General features: G+C 61.8%; 15 protein-coding genes. 10 read left to right on the top strand and 5 right to left on the bottom strand.

Annotated features, from left to right (window positions below; genetic code table 11):
* Positions 1–118: 118 nt before the first annotated feature.
* The 4 genes from K0H48_RS15520 to K0H48_RS15505 are packed head-to-tail and all read right to left on the bottom strand — an operon-like array spanning position 119 to position 8,852.
* The gene (locus K0H48_RS15520) at positions 119–1,525 is read right to left on the bottom strand and encodes an efflux transporter outer membrane subunit (RefSeq protein ID WP_219268139.1); all 1,407 of its coding nucleotides are present in this window, start codon (positions 1,523–1,525) and stop codon (positions 119–121) included.
* The gene (locus tag K0H48_RS15515; protein ID WP_219268138.1) at positions 1,522–4,647 is read right to left on the bottom strand and encodes an efflux RND transporter permease subunit; all 3,126 of its coding nucleotides are present in this window, start codon (positions 4,645–4,647) and stop codon (positions 1,522–1,524) included. Before K0H48_RS15515 ends, K0H48_RS15520 begins: the two co-directional genes overlap by 4 nt.
* A 4-nt stretch (positions 4,648–4,651) precedes the next feature.
* Positions 4,652–7,714, bottom strand: a complete 3,063-nt coding sequence (locus tag K0H48_RS15510) for an efflux RND transporter permease subunit (protein ID WP_219268137.1) — start codon at positions 7,712–7,714, stop codon at positions 4,652–4,654.
* Positions 7,715–7,727: 13 nt separating this feature from the next.
* Positions 7,728–8,852, bottom strand: a complete 1,125-nt coding sequence (locus K0H48_RS15505) for an efflux RND transporter periplasmic adaptor subunit (protein WP_219268136.1) — start codon at positions 8,850–8,852, stop codon at positions 7,728–7,730.
* 243 nt (positions 8,853–9,095) lie between these two features.
* Between K0H48_RS15505 and K0H48_RS15500 the strand changes: the two genes are divergently transcribed.
* Both K0H48_RS15500 and K0H48_RS15495 read left to right on the top strand, forming a co-directional pair.
* Positions 9,096–9,701, top strand: a complete 606-nt coding sequence (locus tag K0H48_RS15500; RefSeq protein ID WP_219268135.1) for a TetR/AcrR family transcriptional regulator — start codon at positions 9,096–9,098, stop codon at positions 9,699–9,701.
* Positions 9,702–9,912: 211 nt separating this feature from the next.
* Complete coding sequence (locus tag K0H48_RS15495; protein ID WP_219268134.1) at positions 9,913–10,371, top strand: transposase; 459 nt, start codon at positions 9,913–9,915, stop codon at positions 10,369–10,371.
* A 128-nt stretch (positions 10,372–10,499) separates the two neighbouring features.
* Here K0H48_RS15495 and K0H48_RS15490 read toward each other — a convergent pair whose 3' ends face one another.
* Positions 10,500–10,940, bottom strand: a complete 441-nt coding sequence (locus tag K0H48_RS15490; protein ID WP_219268133.1) for a heme-binding protein — start codon at positions 10,938–10,940, stop codon at positions 10,500–10,502.
* 256 nt (positions 10,941–11,196) lie between these two features.
* Between K0H48_RS15490 and gcl the strand changes: the two genes are divergently transcribed.
* The 8 genes from gcl to K0H48_RS15450 all read left to right on the top strand — a co-directional run bounded on the left by gcl (position 11,197) and on the right by K0H48_RS15450 (position 20,649).
* On the top strand, positions 11,197–12,972 hold the full coding sequence (gcl, locus tag K0H48_RS15485) for a glyoxylate carboligase (protein WP_219268132.1): 1,776 nt from the start codon (positions 11,197–11,199) through the stop codon (positions 12,970–12,972).
* Positions 12,973–12,982: 10 nt separating this feature from the next.
* The gene (hyi, locus tag K0H48_RS15480) at positions 12,983–13,765 is read left to right on the top strand and encodes a hydroxypyruvate isomerase (RefSeq protein WP_056857114.1); all 783 of its coding nucleotides are present in this window, start codon (positions 12,983–12,985) and stop codon (positions 13,763–13,765) included.
* 172 nt (positions 13,766–13,937) lie between these two features.
* Positions 13,938–14,828, top strand: coding sequence for a 2-hydroxy-3-oxopropionate reductase (locus tag K0H48_RS15475; RefSeq protein WP_026013623.1), 891 nt, complete (start codon positions 13,938–13,940; stop codon positions 14,826–14,828).
* Positions 14,829–14,995: 167 nt separating this feature from the next.
* On the top strand, positions 14,996–16,276 hold the full coding sequence (locus K0H48_RS15470; RefSeq protein WP_219268131.1) for a glycerate kinase: 1,281 nt from the start codon (positions 14,996–14,998) through the stop codon (positions 16,274–16,276).
* The gene (gene pyk, locus K0H48_RS15465; protein WP_170039950.1) at positions 16,266–17,681 is read left to right on the top strand and encodes a pyruvate kinase; all 1,416 of its coding nucleotides are present in this window, start codon (positions 16,266–16,268) and stop codon (positions 17,679–17,681) included. Before K0H48_RS15470 ends, pyk begins: the two co-directional genes overlap by 11 nt.
* 138 nt (positions 17,682–17,819) lie before the next feature.
* Positions 17,820–18,692, top strand: coding sequence for an urea transporter (locus K0H48_RS15460; protein WP_219268130.1), 873 nt, complete (start codon positions 17,820–17,822; stop codon positions 18,690–18,692).
* Positions 18,693–18,723: 31 nt separating this feature from the next.
* On the top strand, positions 18,724–19,548 hold the full coding sequence (locus K0H48_RS15455; protein ID WP_056857118.1) for an ion transporter: 825 nt from the start codon (positions 18,724–18,726) through the stop codon (positions 19,546–19,548).
* Between the two features lie 96 nt (positions 19,549–19,644).
* The gene (locus tag K0H48_RS15450) at positions 19,645–20,649 is read left to right on the top strand and encodes a sulfate ABC transporter substrate-binding protein (RefSeq protein ID WP_219268129.1); all 1,005 of its coding nucleotides are present in this window, start codon (positions 19,645–19,647) and stop codon (positions 20,647–20,649) included.
* Positions 20,650–20,678 lie beyond the last annotated feature (29 nt).

The following is a 20,678-nucleotide window of genomic DNA, read 5'->3' as shown; positions in this document are numbered from 1 at the left end:
GTGGGAGCGGGCTTGCTCGCGATGGCATCAACTGTGTGCTCCTGATGGACTGAGGTGTCTGCATCGCAGCGGTGCGACGATTCGACAAGCCAGCTCCCACAGTTTGAATCCCGGTGTGTCAGGGCTGCCAGCCGCCACCCAGGCTTTGGATCAACGCCACACTGCCCTGGCTGAGCTGCCCTTGCGTATCGCGCAAACTCTGTTCGGCCTGTAGCAGCACAAGCTGTTGAGTCAGCACCGCCTCCCGGCTGACCGTACCCGCCCGCAACTGCGCCTCCTGGCTGCCGAACAGCTGTTGATTGCGCTGATAGACCTGCTGGAAAGCATCGGCCTGGGTTTGCAGATGATTGATCGCCGACAGGTTGTCCTCGACGTTCTGCAAGGCACTGAGCACCGTCCCGCGGTAGGCTGCGGCAATCTGGTCATAACTGGCCTCAGCCTGTTTGACTGCCGCCTCGCGGGCGCCACCATCAAAGATCGTTTCCGCCAACGCCGGCCCCAAGGTCCAGATGCGATTCGGTAAAGAGAACAACCCGCCCAACGCACTGCCGCGATAGCCCACCTCGGCGGTCAGGTCCAGAGAAGGGAAAAACGCCGCCTCGGCCACGCCGATCTTGGCGTTGGCCGCCGCTGCCGAACGTTCTGCCGCCACCACATCCGGGCGGCGTTGCAGCAAGGTCGAAGGCAAGGTCAGCGGTGGCCGTGGCACCACGAAGGTGAAATCCGTGCGCGGTGCCACGCTGAACTCGCTGGGCGTCACGCCCACCAGCACTGCCAGTGCATGCTCGTATTGCTCACGGTCTCGCAGCGAGGTCTGCAAGCCGGCAATCGAGGTGGTCAGTTGATCCTGGGCCACCAGCAACTGGTCGTTGGTGGCGACCCCTTGGGTGAACTGGGCCTGGATCATGTCGAGCAATTGCTGGGTGATCGTCTGCTGCTGTTGCAGCAGGCGCACGTCGATGTCCATCTGGCGCAATGCCAGGTAATTACTCGCCACGCTGGAGCTGATGGATAAACGCACCCCGGCCAGCAAGGCATCCGATTGCTGCGCCGCCGCCTGACTCGACTCGATGCCTCGGCGCACCTGGCCCCACAGGTCCGGCTCCCAACTGGCGGTGAGGGTGGCGCTGACACTGTTCTTCACGCCGGTCGACGCGGTGCTGCTGGAGTTGGTGCCGTCACCGCCCTCGCCGCGCGAACCCGACAGCCCTACGCCCACCGTCGGCCACAACCCGGCGCGGCTCGACGCCACTTGCGCCTGCGCCAACCGGTACGCCGCCTCGGCGGCGATGATCGACTGGTTAGCCTTGGCCGAGCGCGCCACCAAGTCGTTCAGCACCGGGTCCTGGTAGGCCAGCCACCACTGGCTGTCCATGGCACCTTGCGGGTTGGACGCGGCGCGCTGCCACTGCGCGCCTTCCTTGAACGACTGCGGCAGTTGCATCCCAGGCTTCTGGTAATCCGGCCCTACCATGCAGCCGCCAAGCATCAGGCTGATAAACAGCACACTGAATCTGAGTTTCATGACCTTGCTTCCTTGTGCCGTCCCAGGCGTTGGGACGCCCGGTCGAGCCAGAGGTAAATCACCGGAGTGGTGTAGAGCGTCAGCACCTGGCTGAACAGCAGCCCACCAATAATCGAAATCCCCAAGGGCCGGCGCAATTCCGAGCCGTAGCCCGAGCCGAGCACCAGCGGCAGCGCGCCGAGAATCGCCGCCAAGGTGGTCATCATGATCGGCCGGAAGCGGATCAGGCACGCGCGGCGGATTGCTTCCTTGGCGCTGAGGCCGAACTCACGGCGCTCGGTGATCGCGAAGTCGATCATCATGATCGCGTTCTTCTTCACGATACCAATCAACAGGATCACGCCCACCAGCGCGATGATCGACAGCTCGGTGCCGGTCAGCAGCAAGGCGATCAACGCGCCGACACCCGCCGAGGGCAAGGTCGAGAGGATGGTCAGCGGGTGCATGAGGTTTTCATACAGAATGCCCAGCACGATGTACACCGACAGCAACGCGGCGACGATCAGCAGCGGCTCGCTGGCCACCGACGACTGGAACACCTGGGCCGTACCGGCAAACTGACCAGTGACGCTGGCCGGCATGCGCAGTTGCTTCACGGCATCCTCCACCTGCTCAGTGGCCTGGCCGATGGACGTGCCGGGCGCCAGGTTGAACGACACCGTCACCGCCGGGAACGTGCTTTGGTGGCTGATAGAGATAGCGGTGCGCGAAACGCCGTAATCCGCCAAGGCCGACAGCGGCACCAGCGCAGGCGGGTTGGCCAGGTTCGGCGCAGCGGTGGTGCCTTTGGCCGCCGCCGCCGTATTGCCCGTGGGCACATAAATACCTTTGAGCGCCGAGGGATCGGTCCAGTATTGCGGCGCGATTTCCATCACCACATGGTATTGGTTGGCGGCACGATAAAGGGTCGAAACCTGGCGCTGACCAAAGGCATCGTAGAGCGTCTGGTCCACCGCCGACATGCCCACGCCGAGGCGTGCCGCCGTATCGCGGTTGATGGTGACGTTGGCCAGCAGGCTGTTGTCCTGCTGGTCGGTGTTGAGGTCGGTGAGTTGTGGCAGCTTGTGCAACACGGCCACCACCTTGGGCACCCACTCATCCAGGGATTGCTGGTCATCGGCGGTCAGGGTGTATTGGTACTGCGCGCCGCTTTGCCGCCCGCCCACGGTGATGTCCTGCGCCGCCTGCAAGAACAGCTTGGTGCCGGGCATATCACCGAGGGTGCGGCGGATTTGCCCGATCACATCGGTGGCACTGTCTTTGCGCTGATCGATGGGCTTGAGTAACACGAACAGTTGCGCGCTGTTGACCGCCCCGCCGCCACCGCCCCCGCCGCCGACAAACCCGGCAGCGGTTTCCACATTGGGGTTTTGCATCACCTTGTGGTTGATCGCGGTGAAGTCTTTTTGCATCGCCCCGTAGGAAATACTCTGCGCGGCAATGATGCTGCCTTGCAGGCGCCCGGTGTCTTCCTGCGGGAAGAAGCCCTTGGGCACCAGCACATACAGCACGCCTGCGAGCACGATCACCAATACGGTGACCAGGCCCATCAGGATCGAATGATCAATTACCCAGCCCAAGGTGCGGTCGTAAAAACGGTGAAAGCGTGAATCCGGGTGTTCGTTGCCTTCATGGACCTCCTTCGGCGCACGCAGCAACACACTGGCGAGCATTGGCGTGACGGTCAGCGAGATCACCATCGAGATGACGATGGCTACCGACAGCGACACCGAAAACTCGCGAAACAGTCGCCCGACAATCCCGCCCATCAGCAGCAGCGGAATAAACACCGCCACCAGCGACACACTAATGGTCAGCACGGTAAAGCCGACTTCCTGCGCCCCGGCCAGCGCGGCCTCCACCCGCGTTTTGCCGCGCTCCAGGTGGCGCATGATGTTTTCCACCACCACGATGGCGTCGTCCACCACAAAGCCGGTGGAAATGGTCAGCGCCATCAGCGACAGGTTATTCAGGCTGTAGCCAAGGAAGTACATGGCGCCAAAGGTGCCCAGCAACGACAACGGCACCACCACCGCAGGCACCAGCGTGCTGCGCCAGTCGCGGAAGAAGCCGAAGGTCACCAGCGTCACCAGCAGGATCGAGGCCAGCAACGTCACTTCCACGTCATGCAGCGACGAGCGAATGGTGGTAGTGCGGTCCATCAGCAGGTTGAGCTTGATTGACGCCGGGATCGAGCTTTGCAAAAACGGCAGCGAGGCTTTTACCGCGTCCACGGTTTCGATCACGTTGGCGCCCGGCTGCTTGAACACCACCAACAGCACCGCCGGCTTGCCGTTGGACAGGCCGAAGTTGCGCAGGTCCTGTACGTCTTCGCGTACATAGCCCAGGTCCGAGATATGGATCAGGTCGCCGTTGTGCGCCTTGACCACCAGCGGCCCGTAATCGTTGCTGTCGAGCAACTGGTCATTGGCCCCAATGCCGTAGGAGCGGTCACCCACCGCCACATTGCCCTTGGGCAGGTTGGCGTTGGACGCGCCGATCACCTGGCGCACCTGCTCCAGGCTCACGCCGTACTGGTTGAGGCGGTCCGGGTTAAGCTCAATGCGCACCGCCGGCAGCGCGCCACCGCCCACCGTCACGTCGCCGACGCCGGTGGTTTGCAGCAGGCGCTGCTCCAGTACCGTCGAGGCGGCGTCGTACATTTGCCCGGGCGTGGCGCTGTCGGAGGTCAGGCTGATAATCAGGATCGGCGAATCCGCCGGGTTGACCTTGCGATAGGTCGGGTTGCCGGACAAGTCACTCGGTAAGTTGCTGCGCGCGGCGTTGATCGCTGCCTGCACGTCCCGCGCGGCGCCGTCGATGTCGCGGCTCAGATCAAACTGCATGGTGATGCGCGTCGAGCCAAGGCTGCTGGCGGAGGTCATCTGCGTGACCCCGGCGATCTGCCCGAACTGGCGCTCCAGCGGCGTGGCCACCGAGCTGGCGACGGTGGTCGGGTCGGCGCCGGGCAATGAGGCGCTGACGCTGATGGTGGGGAAATCCACTTCCGGCAGCGGCGCCACCGGCAGCAGATTGAAGGCCAATAGGCCAAACAGTGCCAGCCCGGCCGCCAGCAGCGTGGTGGCAATGGGACGATGGATAAACGGCGCGCTAAGGTTCATCGCATCATTCCACCGCCACCGGGCGACGGCTGAAACGCTGCCCCAGGCCATGCATGGCGAGGAAGATCACCGGCGTGGAAAACAGCGTGAGCAGTTGGCTGAGCAATAGCCCGCCGATGATCGCGATGCCCAGCGGGTGGCGCAGCTCCGAGCCGATGCCGGTGCCCAGCGCCAACGGCACCGCGCCGAACAGCGAAGCCATGCTGGTCATCAAAATCGGCCGGAACCGCAACTCCGCTGCCTGGCGAATCGCCTGCACCGGGCTCAAGCCGCCTTCGCGTAAAAGCTCCAGCGCGAAGTCGACCATCATGATGCCGTTTTTCATGACGATGCCGATCAGCAACACAATGCCGATCAAACCGATAATGTCGAACTGCGTGCCGGTCAGCAGCAACGCCAGCAAGGCGCCGAGGGCCGCCGACAGCAGGGTCGAAAGAATCGTCACCGGGTGTACGAAGCTCTCGTACAAAATGCCCAGCATCAGGTACACCACCACAATCGCCGCCAGCACCAGAAACACCTGGTTGGATAATGACGCCTGGAACGTCGCCGCCGCGCCTTCGAGGTTGGCTTGCACCGACAGCGGCAGGCCGACCTTGGCTTCGATTTCCTGCAAACGCGTGACTGCCGCACCCAGGGTCTGCCCAGGCGCGAGGTTGAACGACACATCCGCATAGGGGAACTGCCCCAGGCGGTTGATAGTGACCGGCGAACGTACAATCTGCATGGTCGCCATGCTCGACAGCGGCGCCACACCGCCCCCAGGAATATCCACGTACAACCCGGTGAGCAAGTCCGGCAGGTTACGCGGCGGGTGGTCGGTGGCGATCACCACGTGGTACTGGTTGAGCTGCGTGTAGATGGTCGAGACCTGGCGCTGGCCGAACGCGTCGTACAGCACATCGTCGATGGCCTGCGGCGTGATGCCCAGCCGCGAGGCGGTGGCGCGGTCGAAGGTCAGCTTGATCTGGTTGCCGAACTGCATGGCCTGGCTTTGTACATCGGTGAACATCGGGTCTTGCTTGATCGCGGCGAGCAGCTTGGTGGTCCACTGTTCCAGTTCATCCGGGTCAGTGGCTTGCAGGCCCAAACGGTAGCTGGTGGTCGACACCGTGGCGTCCAGGGTCAGGTCTTGCACCGAGTGCAGATACAGACGGATGCCGGCGTCATCCGCGTTGGCGTCGGCCAGGCGGCGAATCACTTCGGTGCTGCTGTCACGTTCGCCACGCGGCTTGAGGTTAATCAGCAAATTACCCTGATTAATGGTCGGGTTGGTCTGGTCAATACCGACGAACGACGACAGGCTTTGCACCGCCGGGTCCTTGAGGATACGGGCCGCCAGGCGTTGCTGCTCGACTTGCATTTGCTGGAACGAAATGGTCGGTGAAGCCTGGGAAATGCCCTGGATCAGGCCGGTGTCCTGATCGGGGAAAAAGCCCTTGGGCATGATCACCAGCGTGAACAAGGTCAGTGCTGCGGTGAGCACCACCGAAATCAGGGTCAAGGTACGGTGCGCCAACACCCAATCCAGGCCGCGCACGTAATGGTGGTTGATGCGGTCGAAGAAATCCGCCCGGCGCTCCTCATGCCTGGACTTGAGCATGCGCGCGCACATCATCGGCGTAAGCGTCAGGGAGATGAAGGCCGAGATCACGATGGTCACTGCCACGGTCATGGCGAACTCACGGAACAGCCGCCCGACCACATCGCCCATGAACAGCAGCGGGATCATCACCGCAATCAGCGCGATGGACAGCGAAATAATGGTGAAGCCGATCTGCTCCGCGCCCTTGAGCGCGGCTTGCAGTGGCGTGTCACCGGCCTCCAGGTAGCGCGTGATGTTTTCGATCATCACGATGGCGTCATCCACCACAAAGCCGATGGCAATGGTCAGCGCCATCAGCGTCAGGTTATTCAGGGAAAAGCCCAGAGCGTAGGCCACCGCCAGGGTGCCGATCAGCGTCAACGGGATGGTGACGGCGGGAATAATCGTGGCCGGCACGTTGCGCAAAAAGGCAAAAATCACGATCACCACCAGCAGGATCGCCAGGCCGAGTTCGTACTGCACATCGGTGACCGAGGCGCGGATGGTCTGGGTGCGGTCGGTGAGCACCGCGACTTTCAAGGTGCCCGGCAGGCTGGCGCGCAGTTTGGGCAGCAGTTGCTGCACGCGGTCGACCACTTCGATCACGTTGGCGCCCGGTTGGCGCTGGATATTCAACACGATCGACGGCGTGTCGTTGGTCCAGGCGGCCTGGCGTGGGTTTTCCGGGCCTTGGGTGGAGCTGGCAATTTGCGAGAGGCGAATCGGCGCGCCGTTTTTGTAGGCGATCACCAGGTCGCGGTATTCCTCGGCCGATTGCAGCTGGTCGTTGGCGCCGATGGAATAGGCCTGGAACTTGCCGTCGATGTTGCCCTTGGCCTGGTTGACGTTGGCGGTGCCCAAAGAGGTGCGCAAATCATCCAGCGACAGGCCGAGGCTGTTCAGCGCCGAGGTGTTGGCCTCAACCCGCACCGCCGGGCGCTGGCCGCCGCTGATGGTCACCAGGCCGACGCCGGTGATCTGCGAGATTTTCTGCGCCAGCCGTGTGTCGGCCAGGTCTTCGACCTTGGTCAGCGGCAGCACATCGGAGGTCAGCGACAGCGTCAGCACCGGCGCATCCGCCGGGTTGACCTTGCTGTACACCGGCGGGTACGGCAGGTTGGCGGGCAGGAACGTCCCCGCCGCGTTGATCGCCGCCTGCACTTCCTGTTCGGCCACGTCCAGGGACAGCGACAGGTCAAATTGCAGGGTCACCACCGAAGCACCGTCTGAGCTGGTGGAGTTCATCGACTTGAGCCCCGGCATTTCGCCGAGCTGACGCTCCAGTGGCGCGGTGATCGAGGAACTGACCACATCCGGGCTGGCGCCGGGGTATTGGGTGAACACCTGGATGGTCGGGTAATCCACTTCCGGCAGTGCCGACACCGACAGCAAGTGATAACCCAACAGGCCAAGCAGCAGCACCGCGACCATCATCAACGTGGTGGCCACGGGGCGTTCGATAAAGGGCCGCGAAATATTCATGTTCGGCGGCTCCTTACTGGGCGACGACTTTTACGGAGGATCCATCATCCAGTTTGTCGGCGCCCTCGGTGATCACCTGCTCACCGGCCTTGACGCCATTGTCGAGCACTGCCGAGACATCCCCGGTGCTTGGGCCGGTCTTGATCGTGCGCAGGCTGGCCTTGTTGCCGTTGACCACAAAGACGAAATCGCCCTTGCTGCCGTGCTGGATCGCGCGGGTCGGCACCACGGTGATCTGGCTCAAGGTGTCAGCCTTGAGCCGCGCGTTGACGAATTGGTTGGGGAACAGCGCAGTGCCCGAATCGTCGAACTGCGCCTTGACCTTGATGGTGCCGGTACTGGTGTCCACCTCGTTATCCAACGCAAGCAACGCGCCGGTGGCGAGCAGGGATTGCTTGTTACGGTCGTAAGCCAGCACGCTGACGCTGCCATGGGACATGGCCTGGTTGATTGCGCCCAGGTCGTCCTCGGGCACGGCGAACACCACAGTGGCCGGGTTCATCTGGGTGATCACCACAATTCCGGTGGTGCTGGCGGTGGTCACGTAGTTGCCGGGGTCGACCAGGCGCAAGCCGACCACGCCATCCACCGGCGAAGTGATGGTGCAGTAGCTCAATTGCACTTCAAGGTTTTGCACACTGCCCTGGTCGGCGGCGACGGTGCCTTGTTGCTGCTGCACCAAGGACGCCTGGGTGTCGAGGGTTTGCTGGCTGGTGGAACCGGCTTTGACCAGGTCGCGATAGCGCGCCAGGTCGCGCTGGGCGTTGCTCAGTACCGCCTGATCATGGGCCAGGTTGCCCTTGGCCACCGCCAGTTGCGCCTTCAGCGCACGGTCGTCGATGCGGGCGATAACCTGGCCTTTGCTGACGTGCTGGCCTTCCTTGAATTCCACGCTGCTGAGGATGCCATCGACCTGGCTTACCACCGTAACGCTGCGGGTGGGGGTGACGGTACCGAGGGCGTCGATGTACACCGGCACGTCCTGCAACACCACCGGCACCACGGCGACCGGCTCACCCAGGGACGGCGGCTTGCCCTTGTGTTGCCCGCTGAAGAAATGAATCCCTGCCAAAACCGCCAGTACCACCAAGACTACGCCGACCATCCAGGCGAACGTACGACGTCTGCTTTTCTCCACGGTTTCTCACTCACAAAAGCCAAAAACAGGATGAAGCGATGCAGCTTTGCACCGAATCGCTGCCCTGAACTCTAGCAGCGTGCCCGGCGCGTGCCTGTACAACCGTGAATGCGTTCAGCATCAAGACAGACAAACTCCGCTGTAACGCCCGGTGTGCAAGGGTTGCACCTGCATTCTTGAGCGCTGCGTCAAGCCGGTGCTACCATGCCCGACCGCCTGTCTTGGCAAGGAACCTGTTGGTTTATGAGCACCATTCGCGAGCGCAATAAAGAAAAGATCCTGCGGGCGGCAAGCGAGGAGTTTGCCGACAAGGGCTTCGCCGCGACCAAAACCAGCGACATCGCCGCCAAGGCCGGGCTGCCCAAGCCCAACGTCTATTACTACTTCAGGTCCAAGGACAACCTCTACCGCGAGGTGCTCGAAAGCATTATCGAGCCGATCCTGGCCGCCTCCACACCGTTCAACCCTGAGGGCGAGCCGGCGGTGGTGCTGAGCAACTACATCCGCTCGAAAATCCGCATCTCCCGCGACTTGCCGTATGCCTCCAAGGTGTTCGCCAGCGAAATCATGCACGGCGCCCCGCACCTGAGCCCCGAGCAGATCGAGCAGCTCAACGCCCAGGCCAAGCACAACATCAACTGCATCCAGAGCTGGGTAGATCGCGGCCTGATCGCCGCCATCGACCCCAACCACCTGATGTTCAGCATCTGGGCGGCGACGCAGACGTATGCGGATTTTGACTGGCAGATATCGGCGGTGACCGGCAAAGCCAAGCTGGATGAGGCGGACTATGAGGCGGCGGCGCAGACGATTATTCGGTTGGTGTTGAAGGGGTGTGAGTTGGGCTGATGGGCTGTGGTGCCTGTGCTATTCGGGACAAAGCCCGCTCCCACACTTTGAACCGCGCCAGACATAAATTGTATGAACACCACAGAGCCCATGTGGGAGCGGGCTTGCTCGCGAAGGCGCCCTCCCAGACACATCCTGCCAAAAGCCTGCCAATCAGCATCAGCCACCTAGACCTAGCCTCTCAGAACCCCATCTGAAGAGAGGCCATGGAATGCCTGATCTAGCCACTTCACACCGCCTGCGCATCGGGCGGTTCAGCGAACCGAACCGCATCTACCTGATCACCACCAACACCCACGAACGAGTCCCACTGTTCGGCGACTTTCACCTCGGCCGCCTGGTGGTCTGGCAGTTCAGACTGGCCCAATACCAAGGCCTGGCTAACTCTTTGGCCTGGGTAGTGATGCCAGACCATTTCCACTGGCTGATCGAACTGCAAAAAGGCTCGTTGGGGGATCTGATGTGTCAGGTGAAATCCAAAAGTACCCGGACGGTGAATGGTGCAACCGGACGCAAGGGTCGGCTTTGGCAAACCAGTTTTCATGATCGGGCACTGCGCAGGGAGGATGATTTGGTGAAAATGGCCAGGTATGTGGTGGCCAATCCATTGCGAGCCGGGTTGGTAGAGCGGATTGGCGATTATCCGTTGTGGGATGCTGTTTGGGTTTAGAGCCAAGACCGAGTCGCCGCCTTCGCGAGCAAGCCCGCTCCCACACTTGACCGAGTTCCAGCTGTGGAATGCAGTCAAAATGTGGGAGCGGGCTTGCTCGCGAAGGGGCCCTTACAGTCACCACATAATCAAGCCGAAACCCCCGCATCCGCCAACAACCCCACCCCCTCGATCGCCGTAATCGCGCACTGCTCATCAATATCCGAGGTATCCCCGCTGATCCCGATCGCCCCCAGCACCAGCCCCTCCAGATTCCGTATCAACACCCCACCCGGTGCCGGCACCACGCTGCCCTGCCCCAGGCTGTTCAACGCGGCGATAAACGCCGGGCGCTGCTGTGCGTCCAGCGCCAACAGGCGCGAGCCCTTGCCCAACGCAATCGCGCCCCAGGCCTTGCCGATGGCGATTTGCGGGCGCAACAAGCTGGCGCCGTCTTCGCGTTGCAGGGTGATCAAGTGGCCGCCGCTGTCGAGCACCGCAATGGTCAGCGGCGCGGCCGAGATGGTGCGGCCTGCGGTGAGGGCCTGGCTGGCGAGTTGGGTGGCAAGTTTCAAGGTTAAAGCGCTCATGGTGCTGTCCTTCTTTTGTTATTGGGAATGCCGTGGATGTCTGTTTGATCAGATGCTCGATCAAACAAATAGAACACAATGATATTTATTTTTGTATACAATATTTTCGCACAAAGGCTCCATACGTCGAAAAAAGTGCTTCCGACGAACGCCAGGGCCACTTTGCAAAATGCATTGACCTGCGGCGCTTGCCGTGAATACACTTTGTCCAGACACCACTTGTATACAATTACAAAACGCAAGAGGCACCAAAACCATGAGCAAAATGAGAGCAATCGAAGCCGCCGTCCTGGTAATGCGCCGTGAAGGCGTGGACACCGCCTTCGGTATCCCGGGCGCCGCGATCAACCCGCTGTATTCGGCCTTGCAGAAGGTCGGTGGCATCGATCACGTCCTTGCTCGCCACGTTGAAGGCGCCTCGCACATGGCCGAGGGCTACACCCGCACCAAGGCCGGCAATATCGGCGTGTGCATCGGCACCTCCGGCCCGGCGGGTACCGACATGGTCACCGGCCTGTACAGCGCCTCGGCCGACTCGATCCCGATTCTGTGCATCACCGGCCAGGCGCCGCGTGCCCGCATGCACAAGGAAGACTTCCAGGCCGTCGACATCACCAGCATCGTCAAGCCGGTGACCAAGTGGGCGACCACCGTTCTGGAGCCCGGCCAAGTGCCCTACGCGTTCCAGAAAGCCTTCTATGAAATGCGCTCCGGCCGCCCTGGCCCCGTGCTGATCGACCTGCCGTTCGACGTGCAGATGGCCGAGATCGAATTCGACATCGACGCCTATCAGCCACTGCCGCTGGCCAAGCCATTGGCCACGCGCATCCAGGTGGAAAAAGCCCTGGCCCTGCTGGATGCGGCTGAACGCCCCTTGCTGGTCAGCGGTGGCGGCGTAATCAATGCCGACGCCAGTGAGCTGCTGGTTGAGTTTGCCGAACTGACTGGCATCCCGGTGATCCCGACCCTGATGGGCTGGGGCACGATCCCGGACGATCACCCGCTGATGGTCGGCATGGTCGGCCTGCAAACCTCGCACCGTTATGGCAACGCAACGATGCTCAAGTCGGACGTGGTGCTGGGCATCGGCAACCGCTGGGCCAACCGCCACACTGGTTCGGTGGAGGTTTACACCGAAGGCCGCAAGTTCATTCACGTCGACATCGAACCGACGCAGATTGGCCGCGTGTTCACGCCGGATCTGGGCATTGTGTCCGACGCCGGTTCTGCCCTGACGATGTTCATTGAAGTGGCCCGCGAGTGGAAAGCCGCCGGCAAGCTCAAGGACCGCAGCGCCTGGCTGCATGACTGCCAACAGCGCAAGGCTACCCTGCACCGCAAGACCCACTTCGACAACGTGCCGGTCAAGCCGCAACGTGTGTACGAAGAGATGAACCAGGTGTTTGGCAAAGACACCTGCTACGTCAGCACCATCGGCCTGTCGCAGATTGCCGGCGCGCAATTTCTGCACGTGTACAAGCCACGCCACTGGATCAACTGCGGCCAGGCCGGCCCCTTGGGTTGGACCATCCCGGCGGCACTCGGTGTGGTCAAGGCTGACCCGACGCGCAAAGTGGTGGCCTTGTCCGGCGACTATGACTTCCAGTTCATGATCGAAGAACTGGCGGTGGGCGCGCAGTTCAAGCTGCCGTATATCCACGTGGTGGTGAACAACTCCTACCTGGGCCTGATTCGCCAGGCCCAGCGCGGGTTTGAAATGGACTACTGCGTGCAGCTGTCCTTCGACAACCTCAACGCGCCGGAACTCAACGGTTATGGCGTCGACCATGTGGCCGTCGCCGAAGGCCTGGGTTGCAAGGCGCTGCGTGTATTCGAGCCGGGCCAGATACAGCCGGCGTTGCGCAAGGCGCAGGAAATGATCGAAGAATTCAAGGTTCCGGTGATTGTTGAGATTATTCTGGAGCGCGTGACCAATATTTCCATGGGCACCGAGATCAACGCCGTCAACGAATTCGAAGATCTGGCCCTGGTCGGCAACGATGCGCCGACTGCCATTTCCCTGCTCGATTAAGGAGAACCCTATGCCGCGTTTTGCCGCCAACCTGTCCATGCTGTTTACCGAGCAGGACTTTCTCGCCCGTTTCAAAGCGGCCGCCGACGCCGGCTTCCAGGGTGTGGAATACCTGTTCCCGTACGAGTTCAGCTCCGCCGAGATCAAGGCGCAGCTGGATGCCAACGGCCTGACCCAAGTGCTATTCAACCTGCCGGCCGGTGACTGGGCCAAGGGCGAGCGCGGTTTGGCGTGCCACCCGGATCGGGTCGAAGAGTTCCGCGCCGGGGTCAAGCTGGCCATCGCCTACGCCCAGGTGCTGGGCAATACCCAGATCAACTGCCTGGCCGGGATTCGTCCTGCCGGTGTGGATGATGAAACCGTGGAAAAGACCTTTGTCGCCAACCTCAAATACGCCGCCGACAAGCTGCAAGCGGCGGGCATCAAGCTGGTGATGGAGATGATCAACACCCGCGACATTCCGGGTTTCTACCTGAACAACACGGCGCAGGCCCTGTCGATTCGCGAGCAGGTGGGCAGCGCCAACCTGTTCCTGCAATACGACATCTACCACATGCAAATCATGGAAGGCGATTTGGCCCGGACCATGGCCGCACACCTGGGTGAGATCAACCACATCCAGCTGGCTGACAACCCTGGGCGTAACGAGCCGGGGACCGGGGAGATCAACTATCGCTTCCTGTTCGAGCATTTGGATCGGATTGGTTACGCCGGTTGGGTCGGCTGTGAGTACAAGCCGCTGACCACCACCGAAGCGGGACTGGGTTGGCTCAAGACCCATAACGCCATCTAACTGACACAACACAAAAGAATGTGGGAGCTGGCTTGCCTGCGATGCAGACACCTCGGTGTATCAGGCAAAACCGGGTGATGCCATCGCAGGCAAGCCAGCTCCCACAGTAGGTCTTCGGTGTTAGGCGAGCCCTAGACAGGCTTGCACATAGAATAAAAAGAGGATGTTGATCATGGCTAAAATCGGATTTATCGGCACCGGCATCATGGGCCAACCCATGGCCGCCAACCTGCAAAAGGCTGGTCACCAACTGTTCTTGTCCGAGCACCACGGCAAGGCGCCCGAAGCCCTGATCGCGGCGGGTGCCGTGGCCCTGGCCAACCCGCAGCAAGTCGCCCAGGAAGCCGAGTTCATCATTGTGATGGTGCCCGACACCCCACAGGTGGACGATGTGCTGTTCCGCGCGGATGGCGTTGCCGCCGGCCTGTCACCGAACAAGGTGGTGATCGACATGAGCTCGATCTCCCCCACCGCCACCAAAGCCTTTGCCGCCAAGATCAATGCAACCGGCGCGCAATACCTCGACGCGCCGGTGTCCGGCGGTGAAGTCGGCGCCAAGGCCGGCACCCTGAGCATCATGATCGGTGGCGAGCCGCAGACGTTCGAGCGCGCCCTGCCGCTGTTCCAGGCCATGGGCAAAAACATCACCCTGGTCGGCGGCAATGGCGACGGCCAGACCGCCAAGGTGGCGAATCAGATCATCGTCGCGCTGAACATCCAGGCGGTGGCCGAAGCGCTGCTGTTCGCCTCCAAAAACGGCGCCGACCCGGCCAAGGTGCGTGAAGCGCTGATGGGCGGGTTTGCTTCGTCGAAGATCCTGGAAGTGCATGGCGAGCGCATGATCAAGGGCACCTTTGATCCGGGCTTCCGTATCAACCTGCACCAGAAAGACCTCAACCTGGCACTCGCTGGGGCCAAGGAACTGGGGATCAACCTGCCGAACACGGCTGGTACCCAGCAGGTGTTCAGTACCTGCACGGCGATTGGTGGTGGCAATTGGGACCACTCGGCGCTGATCAAAGGGTTGGAGCACATGGCGAATTTTTCGATTCGCGATAAGTAACAAACACCACTGATCGTACTGATCGTTCCCACGCTCCGCGTGGGAATGCAGCCCAGGACGCTCTGCGTCCCAAAGCATGACGCAGAGCGTCACATGAGGCATTCCCACGCGGAGCGAGGGAACGATCGCTGCACCTCTAATAACAAGAATCCCCCGGGAGCCCGCTTATGTCGGTCGATCCGCAACACCTGCTTCGCGAGCTGTTTGCCACAGCCATCGACGCCGCCCACCCCCGGCAAGTCCTTGAACCTTATCTGCCCGCCGACCGCAGCGGCCGTGTGATCGTGATCGGCGCCGGCAAAGCCGCAGCCGCCATGGCGCTCGTGGTCGAAAACTGCTGGCAGGGCGAAGTCTCGGGCCTGGTGGTCACCCGTTATGGCCACGGCGCACCCTGCAAGAAAATCGAAGTGGTTGAAGCCGCGCACCCGGTGCCCGATGCAGCTGGCCTGGCCGTCGCCAAGCGTGTGCTGGAACTGATCAGCAACCTCACCGAAGACGACCGCGTGATCTTCCTGCTCTCTGGCGGCGGCTCAGCCTTGCTGGCCCTGCCCGCCGAAGGCATCACCCTGGCCGACAAACAGACCATCAACAAAGCATTGCTCAAATCCGGCGCGACCATTGGCGAGATGAATTGCGTGCGCAAGCACCTCTCGGCCATCAAGGGTGGCCGGTTGGCCAAGGCCGCATGGCCAGCGACGGTGTACACCTACGCCATCTCGGATGTGCCGGGCGACCAGGCCACCGTCATCGCCTCCGGCCCCACTGTCGGCGACCCGAGCACTTCGCAGCAAGCCCTGGCGATTCTCAAGCGCTACGGCATTGAGGCGTCGGCGTCGGTACGCAGTTGGTTGCAGAACCCAGCCTCGGAAACCGTCAAACCCGGCGACCCGGTGCTCGCCCGCAGCCACTTCCAGTTGATCGCCCGCCCGCAGCAGTCGCTGGAAGCGGTGGCGGTAAAAGTCCGCCAGGCGGGGTTCAGCCCGTTGATCCTCGGCGACCTGGAAGGCGAAGCACGGGACGTGGCCAAGGTACACGCAGGTATCGCCCGGCAGATCGTGCAGCATGGCCAGCCATTGGCGGCGCCGTGCGTGATTCTCTCGGGCGGTGAAACCACCGTCACCGTGCGCGGCAATGGCCGTGGCGGGCGCAATGCCGAATTCCTGCTGAGCCTCACCGACAGCCTCAAAGGCCTGCCCGGCGTGTACGCACTGGCCGGTGACACCGACGGCATCGACGGCTCCGAAGACAACGCCGGCGCGATCATGACCCCGTGCAGCTACCGCCGCGCCGAAGCCTTGGGCCTTAGCGCCAGCGACGAGCTGGACAACAACAATGGCTATGGCTACTTCGCCGCGCTCGACGGTTTGATCGTCACCGAGCCGACCCGCACCAACGTCAATGACTTCCGCGCCATCCTGATTCTCGAGACTGCCAAACATGACGCCTGACAAGAAAGTCAAAATCCTCGCCACCCTCGGCCCGGCCACTGACGGCATCGATGATATCCGTGAGCTGGTGGAAGCCGGCGTGAATATCTTCCGGCTCAACTTCAGCCACGGCGAACATGCCGACCACGCCCAGCGCTACCAGTGGATTCGCCAGGTGGAGCGCCAGCTCAATTACCCGCTGGGCATCCTTATGGACCTGCAAGGGCCGAAGCTGCGCGTCGGGCGCTTTGCCGAGGGCAAAGTGCAACTGGTGCGCGGCCAGGCGCTGCGCCTGGACCTGGACCCGACACCGGGCGATCAGCGCCGGGTCAACCTGCCCCACCCGGAAATTATTGCAGCGCTGGAGCCGGGCATGGACCTGCTGCTGGACGACGGCAAACTGCGTCTGCGCGTGATCACCAAACATGCTGATGCCATCGACACTACCGTACTCAATGGCGGCGAACTGTCCGACCGTAAAGGCGTGAATGTGCCGCAAGCGCTGTTGGAACTCAGCCCGCTGACCGCTAAGGACCGCCGCGACCTGAGCTTCGGCCTGGAGCTGGGCGTGGACTGGGTGGCGTTGTCGTTTGTGCAGCGCCCGGAAGATATCCGCGAAGCCCGCGAGTTGATTGGTGACAAGGCTTTCCTGATGGCCAAGATCGAAAAACCCTCAGCCGTGCTGCGCTTGCGGGAAATCGCCGAACTGAGCGACGCGATCATGGTGGCCAGAGGCGACCTGGGTGTGGAGGTGCCCGCCGAGAGCGTGCCGCAGATACAGAAAGACATCATCAGCACCTGCCGCCAATTGGGTAAGCCGGTGGTGGTGGCCACGCAGATGCTCGAATCCATGCGCTTCTCGCCGGCGCCGACCCGCGCCGAAGTGACCGACGTGGCCAACGCCGTGGCCGAAGGCGCGGACGCGGTGATGCTCTCGGCCGAAACCGCCTCGGGCGAATACCCGCTGGAAGCCGTGCAGATGATGAGCAAGATCATCCGCCAAGTGGAAAACGGCCCGGATTACCAGACGCAACTGGACGTGAGCCGGCCCAAGGCGGATGCCACGGTGTCGGACGCCATCAGCTGCGCGATCCGGCGTATCAGCAGCATTTTGCCGGTGGCGGTGCTGGTCAACTACAGCGAGTCCGGCAGTTCCAGCCTGCGCGCGGCGCGGGAGCGGCCGGTGGCGCCGATCCTCAACCTCACGCCGAACCTGTCTACGGCAAGGCGTCTGAGCGTGGCCTGGGGCGTGCATTCGGTGGTCAATGATCGGCTGCGCCAGGTCGATGAGGTGTGTTCCACGGCGCTGGAAATTGCCCAGGCGCAAGGCATGGCGCAGCGCGGGGACACCCTGGTGATTACGGCGGGGGTGCCGTTCGGGCAGCCGGGGTCGACCAATTCGTTGCGTATCGAGACGTTGATTTAGCGTCTGTAAGGGCCTCATCGCGGGCAAGCCCGGCTCCCACAGTTGATTGGATTCACACCTCTTTATGTGTGAACACAGCCAAGTGTGGGAGCTGGCTTGCCTGCGATAAGGGCAACTCGGTCTCACTGACTAACCACCATGCACAACCCAACCTGCCCCGACTGGGCCGAAGCCCTGCTCAACGGCTTCAGCCAGATATTCCTGCAGCGCCAGCCGCTGTGCGGCCTGCTGTGCCTGCTGGCCATCCTGATCGGCGCCCCGACCTTGCTCGGCGGGGCGTTGCTGGGTGGCCTCGCCGGTTTGCTCACGGCCCAGCGCCGGGGTTATCCCAAGGCTGAGCGCCAGGCCGGTCTGTACAGCTATAACGGCGTGCTGCTGGGTGTGTTGATCAGCCAGCACTTCGCCTGGTCGGCGTTGCTGCCGCCGTTGATTCTGGCCTGCGGCGGCCTGAGTGCGATGCTCACGCGGCAATGGTTGAAACATGCCCATCACCCGGATGACTTGTCTGCGTACACCGCGCCCTTTGTCGGCCTGGGTTGGCTGCTGATCGGCAGCGTGCCTCAGCCGACGTTCGCCCTGGTTGAGCCCGACGTTCTGTCTGTGCTCAGTGCGCCCTTTACCGGCCTTGCGCAAGTCATGCTGCTGGACCAACCCCTGGCGGGAATCTTGGTTGCCGTCGGCCTGTTGTTGGCCAACCGTCGCGCCGCGCTGTGGGCCTTGATCGGCGCGACCACCGGCGTGCTGGTCGCTCTACTGCTCGACGAACCCGCCAGCGCCCTCCTCGGCCTGCACAGCTACAACCCGGCGCTGGCGGCACTGGCCTTGAGCCAATCACGCCGTCAGCCGTGGCTGCCAGTGGTGGGCATCCTGCTGGCGATCATCCTCACGCCCGGTTTTGCCGCCCTGCACCTGCCTGCGTTGACCGCGCCGTTTATCCTCGCCTGCTGGCTGGTGCGCGCCACACAGCGGATGTTCAAAGCCCGCGTGGACAGCCCGTTCGAATCCCCCTAGGCTTGCTCGATATTCGATTCAGGCGGGTTTTATGGACAGCAACAGCGACTGGCGTCAGCGCCTCTATGTCATGGTATTCCAGAGCGACACCGCAGCCGGGCGGCGCTTTGACGGCATCCTGCTACTGATCATCCTTGCCAGCATTGTGATCGTGATGCTCGACAGCATCGACGAAATCCACCAGAACTACGCCAATGTGCTGGCCTATATCGAATGGGGCTTTACGCTGATCTTCGCGATCGAGTACGGCTTGCGCCTGTACTGCTCGCCCAAACCCTTGCGCTATGCCTTCAGCTTTTATGGCTTGGTGGACTTGCTGGCCATCGTGCCCGGCATCCTCGCGCTGTATTACAGCGACGCCCAATACCTGCTGATTATCCGCATCATTCGGATGCTGCGGATTTTCCGCGTGCTCAAGCTCAGCCCGTACCTCAAGCAAGCCAACTACCTGATGGCGGCGCTGCGTGGCAGCAAACAGAAGATCGTGGTGTTCCTGGTCAGCGTGTGCACCCTGGTGACGGTATTCGGCACCCTGATGTATGTGATTGAAGGCCCGGAGCACGGGTTTACCAGCATTCCCAAGGGCATCTACTGGGCGATCGTGACTCTCACCACCGTGGGCTTTGGCGATATCGTGCCGAAGACGCCGCTGGGCCAGGTAATTTCGTCGCTGGTGATGATCACCGGTTACTCGATCATCGCCGTGCCCACCGGTATTTTTACCGCTGAACTGGCCAGCGCCATGCGCGGTGAACAGCTGGAACACGATTGCCCGGTGTGCAAGAAAAACAGCCACGAACCCAACGCGGCGTTTTGCTCGCGCTGCGGCAGCAACCTGTTTCATAAAGTGGAATAAGCACAGTACGTTTTAATCTTTAAACGCCTATGCAGGCCCGGCTATAGTTGCTGGCAAATTGCCCCCAGTCTTCTCTCGAACAACAAGGAATGAGCAGTGAAAAAAATCCTCAGCGCCTCTCTTCTGGCCGCGGGCCTGGCCCTGGCCGGTGTCGTGCAAGCCGCACCGGTCACACTGCTTAACGTCTCCTACGACGTGATGCGCGATTTCTACAAGGACTATAACGCCGCCTTCCAGAAGCACTGGGAAGCCGAGCACCCGAACGACAAGCTGACCCTGCAAATGTCTTTCGGCGGTTCCAGCAAACAAGCGCGCTCGGTGATCGACGGCCTGCCGGCCGATGTGATCACCATGAACATGGCCACCGACATCAACGCCCTCGCGGACAACGGCAAACTGGTGCCGGACAACTGGGTCACACGCCTGCCGAACAACAGCGCGCCGTTCACCTCTGCCACCGTGTTTATCGTGCGCAAGGGCAACCCCAAAGCCCTGAAAGACTGGCCGGATCTGCTCAAAGATGGCGTGCAAGTGATCGTGCCCAACCCGAAAACCTCGGGTAATGGCCGCTACACCTACCTGTCGGCCTGGGGTTATGTGCTGAAAAACGGTGGTGATGAAGACAAGGCCAAGAAGTTCGTCGGCGAATTGTTCAAACATGCACCGGTGCTGGACACCGGCGGCCGCGCCGCCACCACCACGTTCATGACCAACCAGATCGGCGACGTGCTGGTGACCTTTGAGAACGAAGCCGAAATGATCGCCCGTGAATTCGGCCGTGATCAGTTCGAAGTGATCTACCCAAGCGTCTCCGCCGAAGCTGAACCGCCGGTGTCGGTGGTCGACAAAGTGGTCGACAAGAAAGGCACCCGCGTCGCGGCCGAGGATTACCTGAAGTACCTGTGGTCGCCGCAAGGCCAGGAAATTGCCGCCAACAACTACCTGCGCCCACGGGATCCGAAAGTGCTGGCCAAGTACACTGACCGTTTCCCGAAAGTCGACTTCCTGTCGGTGGAGAAGACCTTTGGTGACTGGCGGACCGTGCAGAAGACCCACTTCAATGATGGTGGGATTTTTGACCAGATCTACAGCGGGCAATAAATCGCTGTAACTGAAAAAATGCGGTCAAG

It is taken from the genome of Pseudomonas sp. Xaverov 259, assembly GCF_019352915.1.
Taxonomy (GTDB): Bacteria; Pseudomonadota; Gammaproteobacteria; order Pseudomonadales; family Pseudomonadaceae; genus Aquipseudomonas.
Note: the sequence above shows the minus strand (reverse complement) of the source record. Positions and strands in the feature narration are given on the sequence as shown.

What these genes read in the sequence shown, in the direction of transcription:
- K0H48_RS15520 (WP_219268139.1), bottom strand. Translation starts at nt 1,525, where the DNA reads ATGAAACTCAGATTCAGTGTGCTGTTTATCAGCCTGATGCTTGGCGGC.
- K0H48_RS15515 (WP_219268138.1), bottom strand. Translation starts at nt 4,647, where the DNA reads ATGAACCTTAGCGCGCCGTTTATCCATCGTCCCATTGCCACCACGCTG.
- K0H48_RS15510 (WP_219268137.1), bottom strand. Translation starts at nt 7,714, where the DNA reads ATGAATATTTCGCGGCCCTTTATCGAACGCCCCGTGGCCACCACGTTG.
- K0H48_RS15500 (WP_219268135.1), top strand. Translation starts at nt 9,096, where the DNA reads ATGAGCACCATTCGCGAGCGCAATAAAGAAAAGATCCTGCGGGCGGCA.
- K0H48_RS15495 (WP_219268134.1), top strand. Translation starts at nt 9,913, where the DNA reads ATGCCTGATCTAGCCACTTCACACCGCCTGCGCATCGGGCGGTTCAGC.
- K0H48_RS15490 (WP_219268133.1), bottom strand. Translation starts at nt 10,940, where the DNA reads ATGAGCGCTTTAACCTTGAAACTTGCCACCCAACTCGCCAGCCAGGCC.
- gcl (WP_219268132.1), top strand. Translation starts at nt 11,197, where the DNA reads ATGAGCAAAATGAGAGCAATCGAAGCCGCCGTCCTGGTAATGCGCCGT.
- hyi (WP_056857114.1), top strand. Translation starts at nt 12,983, where the DNA reads ATGCCGCGTTTTGCCGCCAACCTGTCCATGCTGTTTACCGAGCAGGAC.
- K0H48_RS15475 (WP_026013623.1), top strand. Translation starts at nt 13,938, where the DNA reads ATGGCTAAAATCGGATTTATCGGCACCGGCATCATGGGCCAACCCATG.
- K0H48_RS15470 (WP_219268131.1), top strand. Translation starts at nt 14,996, where the DNA reads ATGTCGGTCGATCCGCAACACCTGCTTCGCGAGCTGTTTGCCACAGCC.
- pyk (WP_170039950.1), top strand. Translation starts at nt 16,266, where the DNA reads ATGACGCCTGACAAGAAAGTCAAAATCCTCGCCACCCTCGGCCCGGCC.
- K0H48_RS15460 (WP_219268130.1), top strand. Translation starts at nt 17,820, where the DNA reads ATGCACAACCCAACCTGCCCCGACTGGGCCGAAGCCCTGCTCAACGGC.
- K0H48_RS15455 (WP_056857118.1), top strand. Translation starts at nt 18,724, where the DNA reads ATGGACAGCAACAGCGACTGGCGTCAGCGCCTCTATGTCATGGTATTC.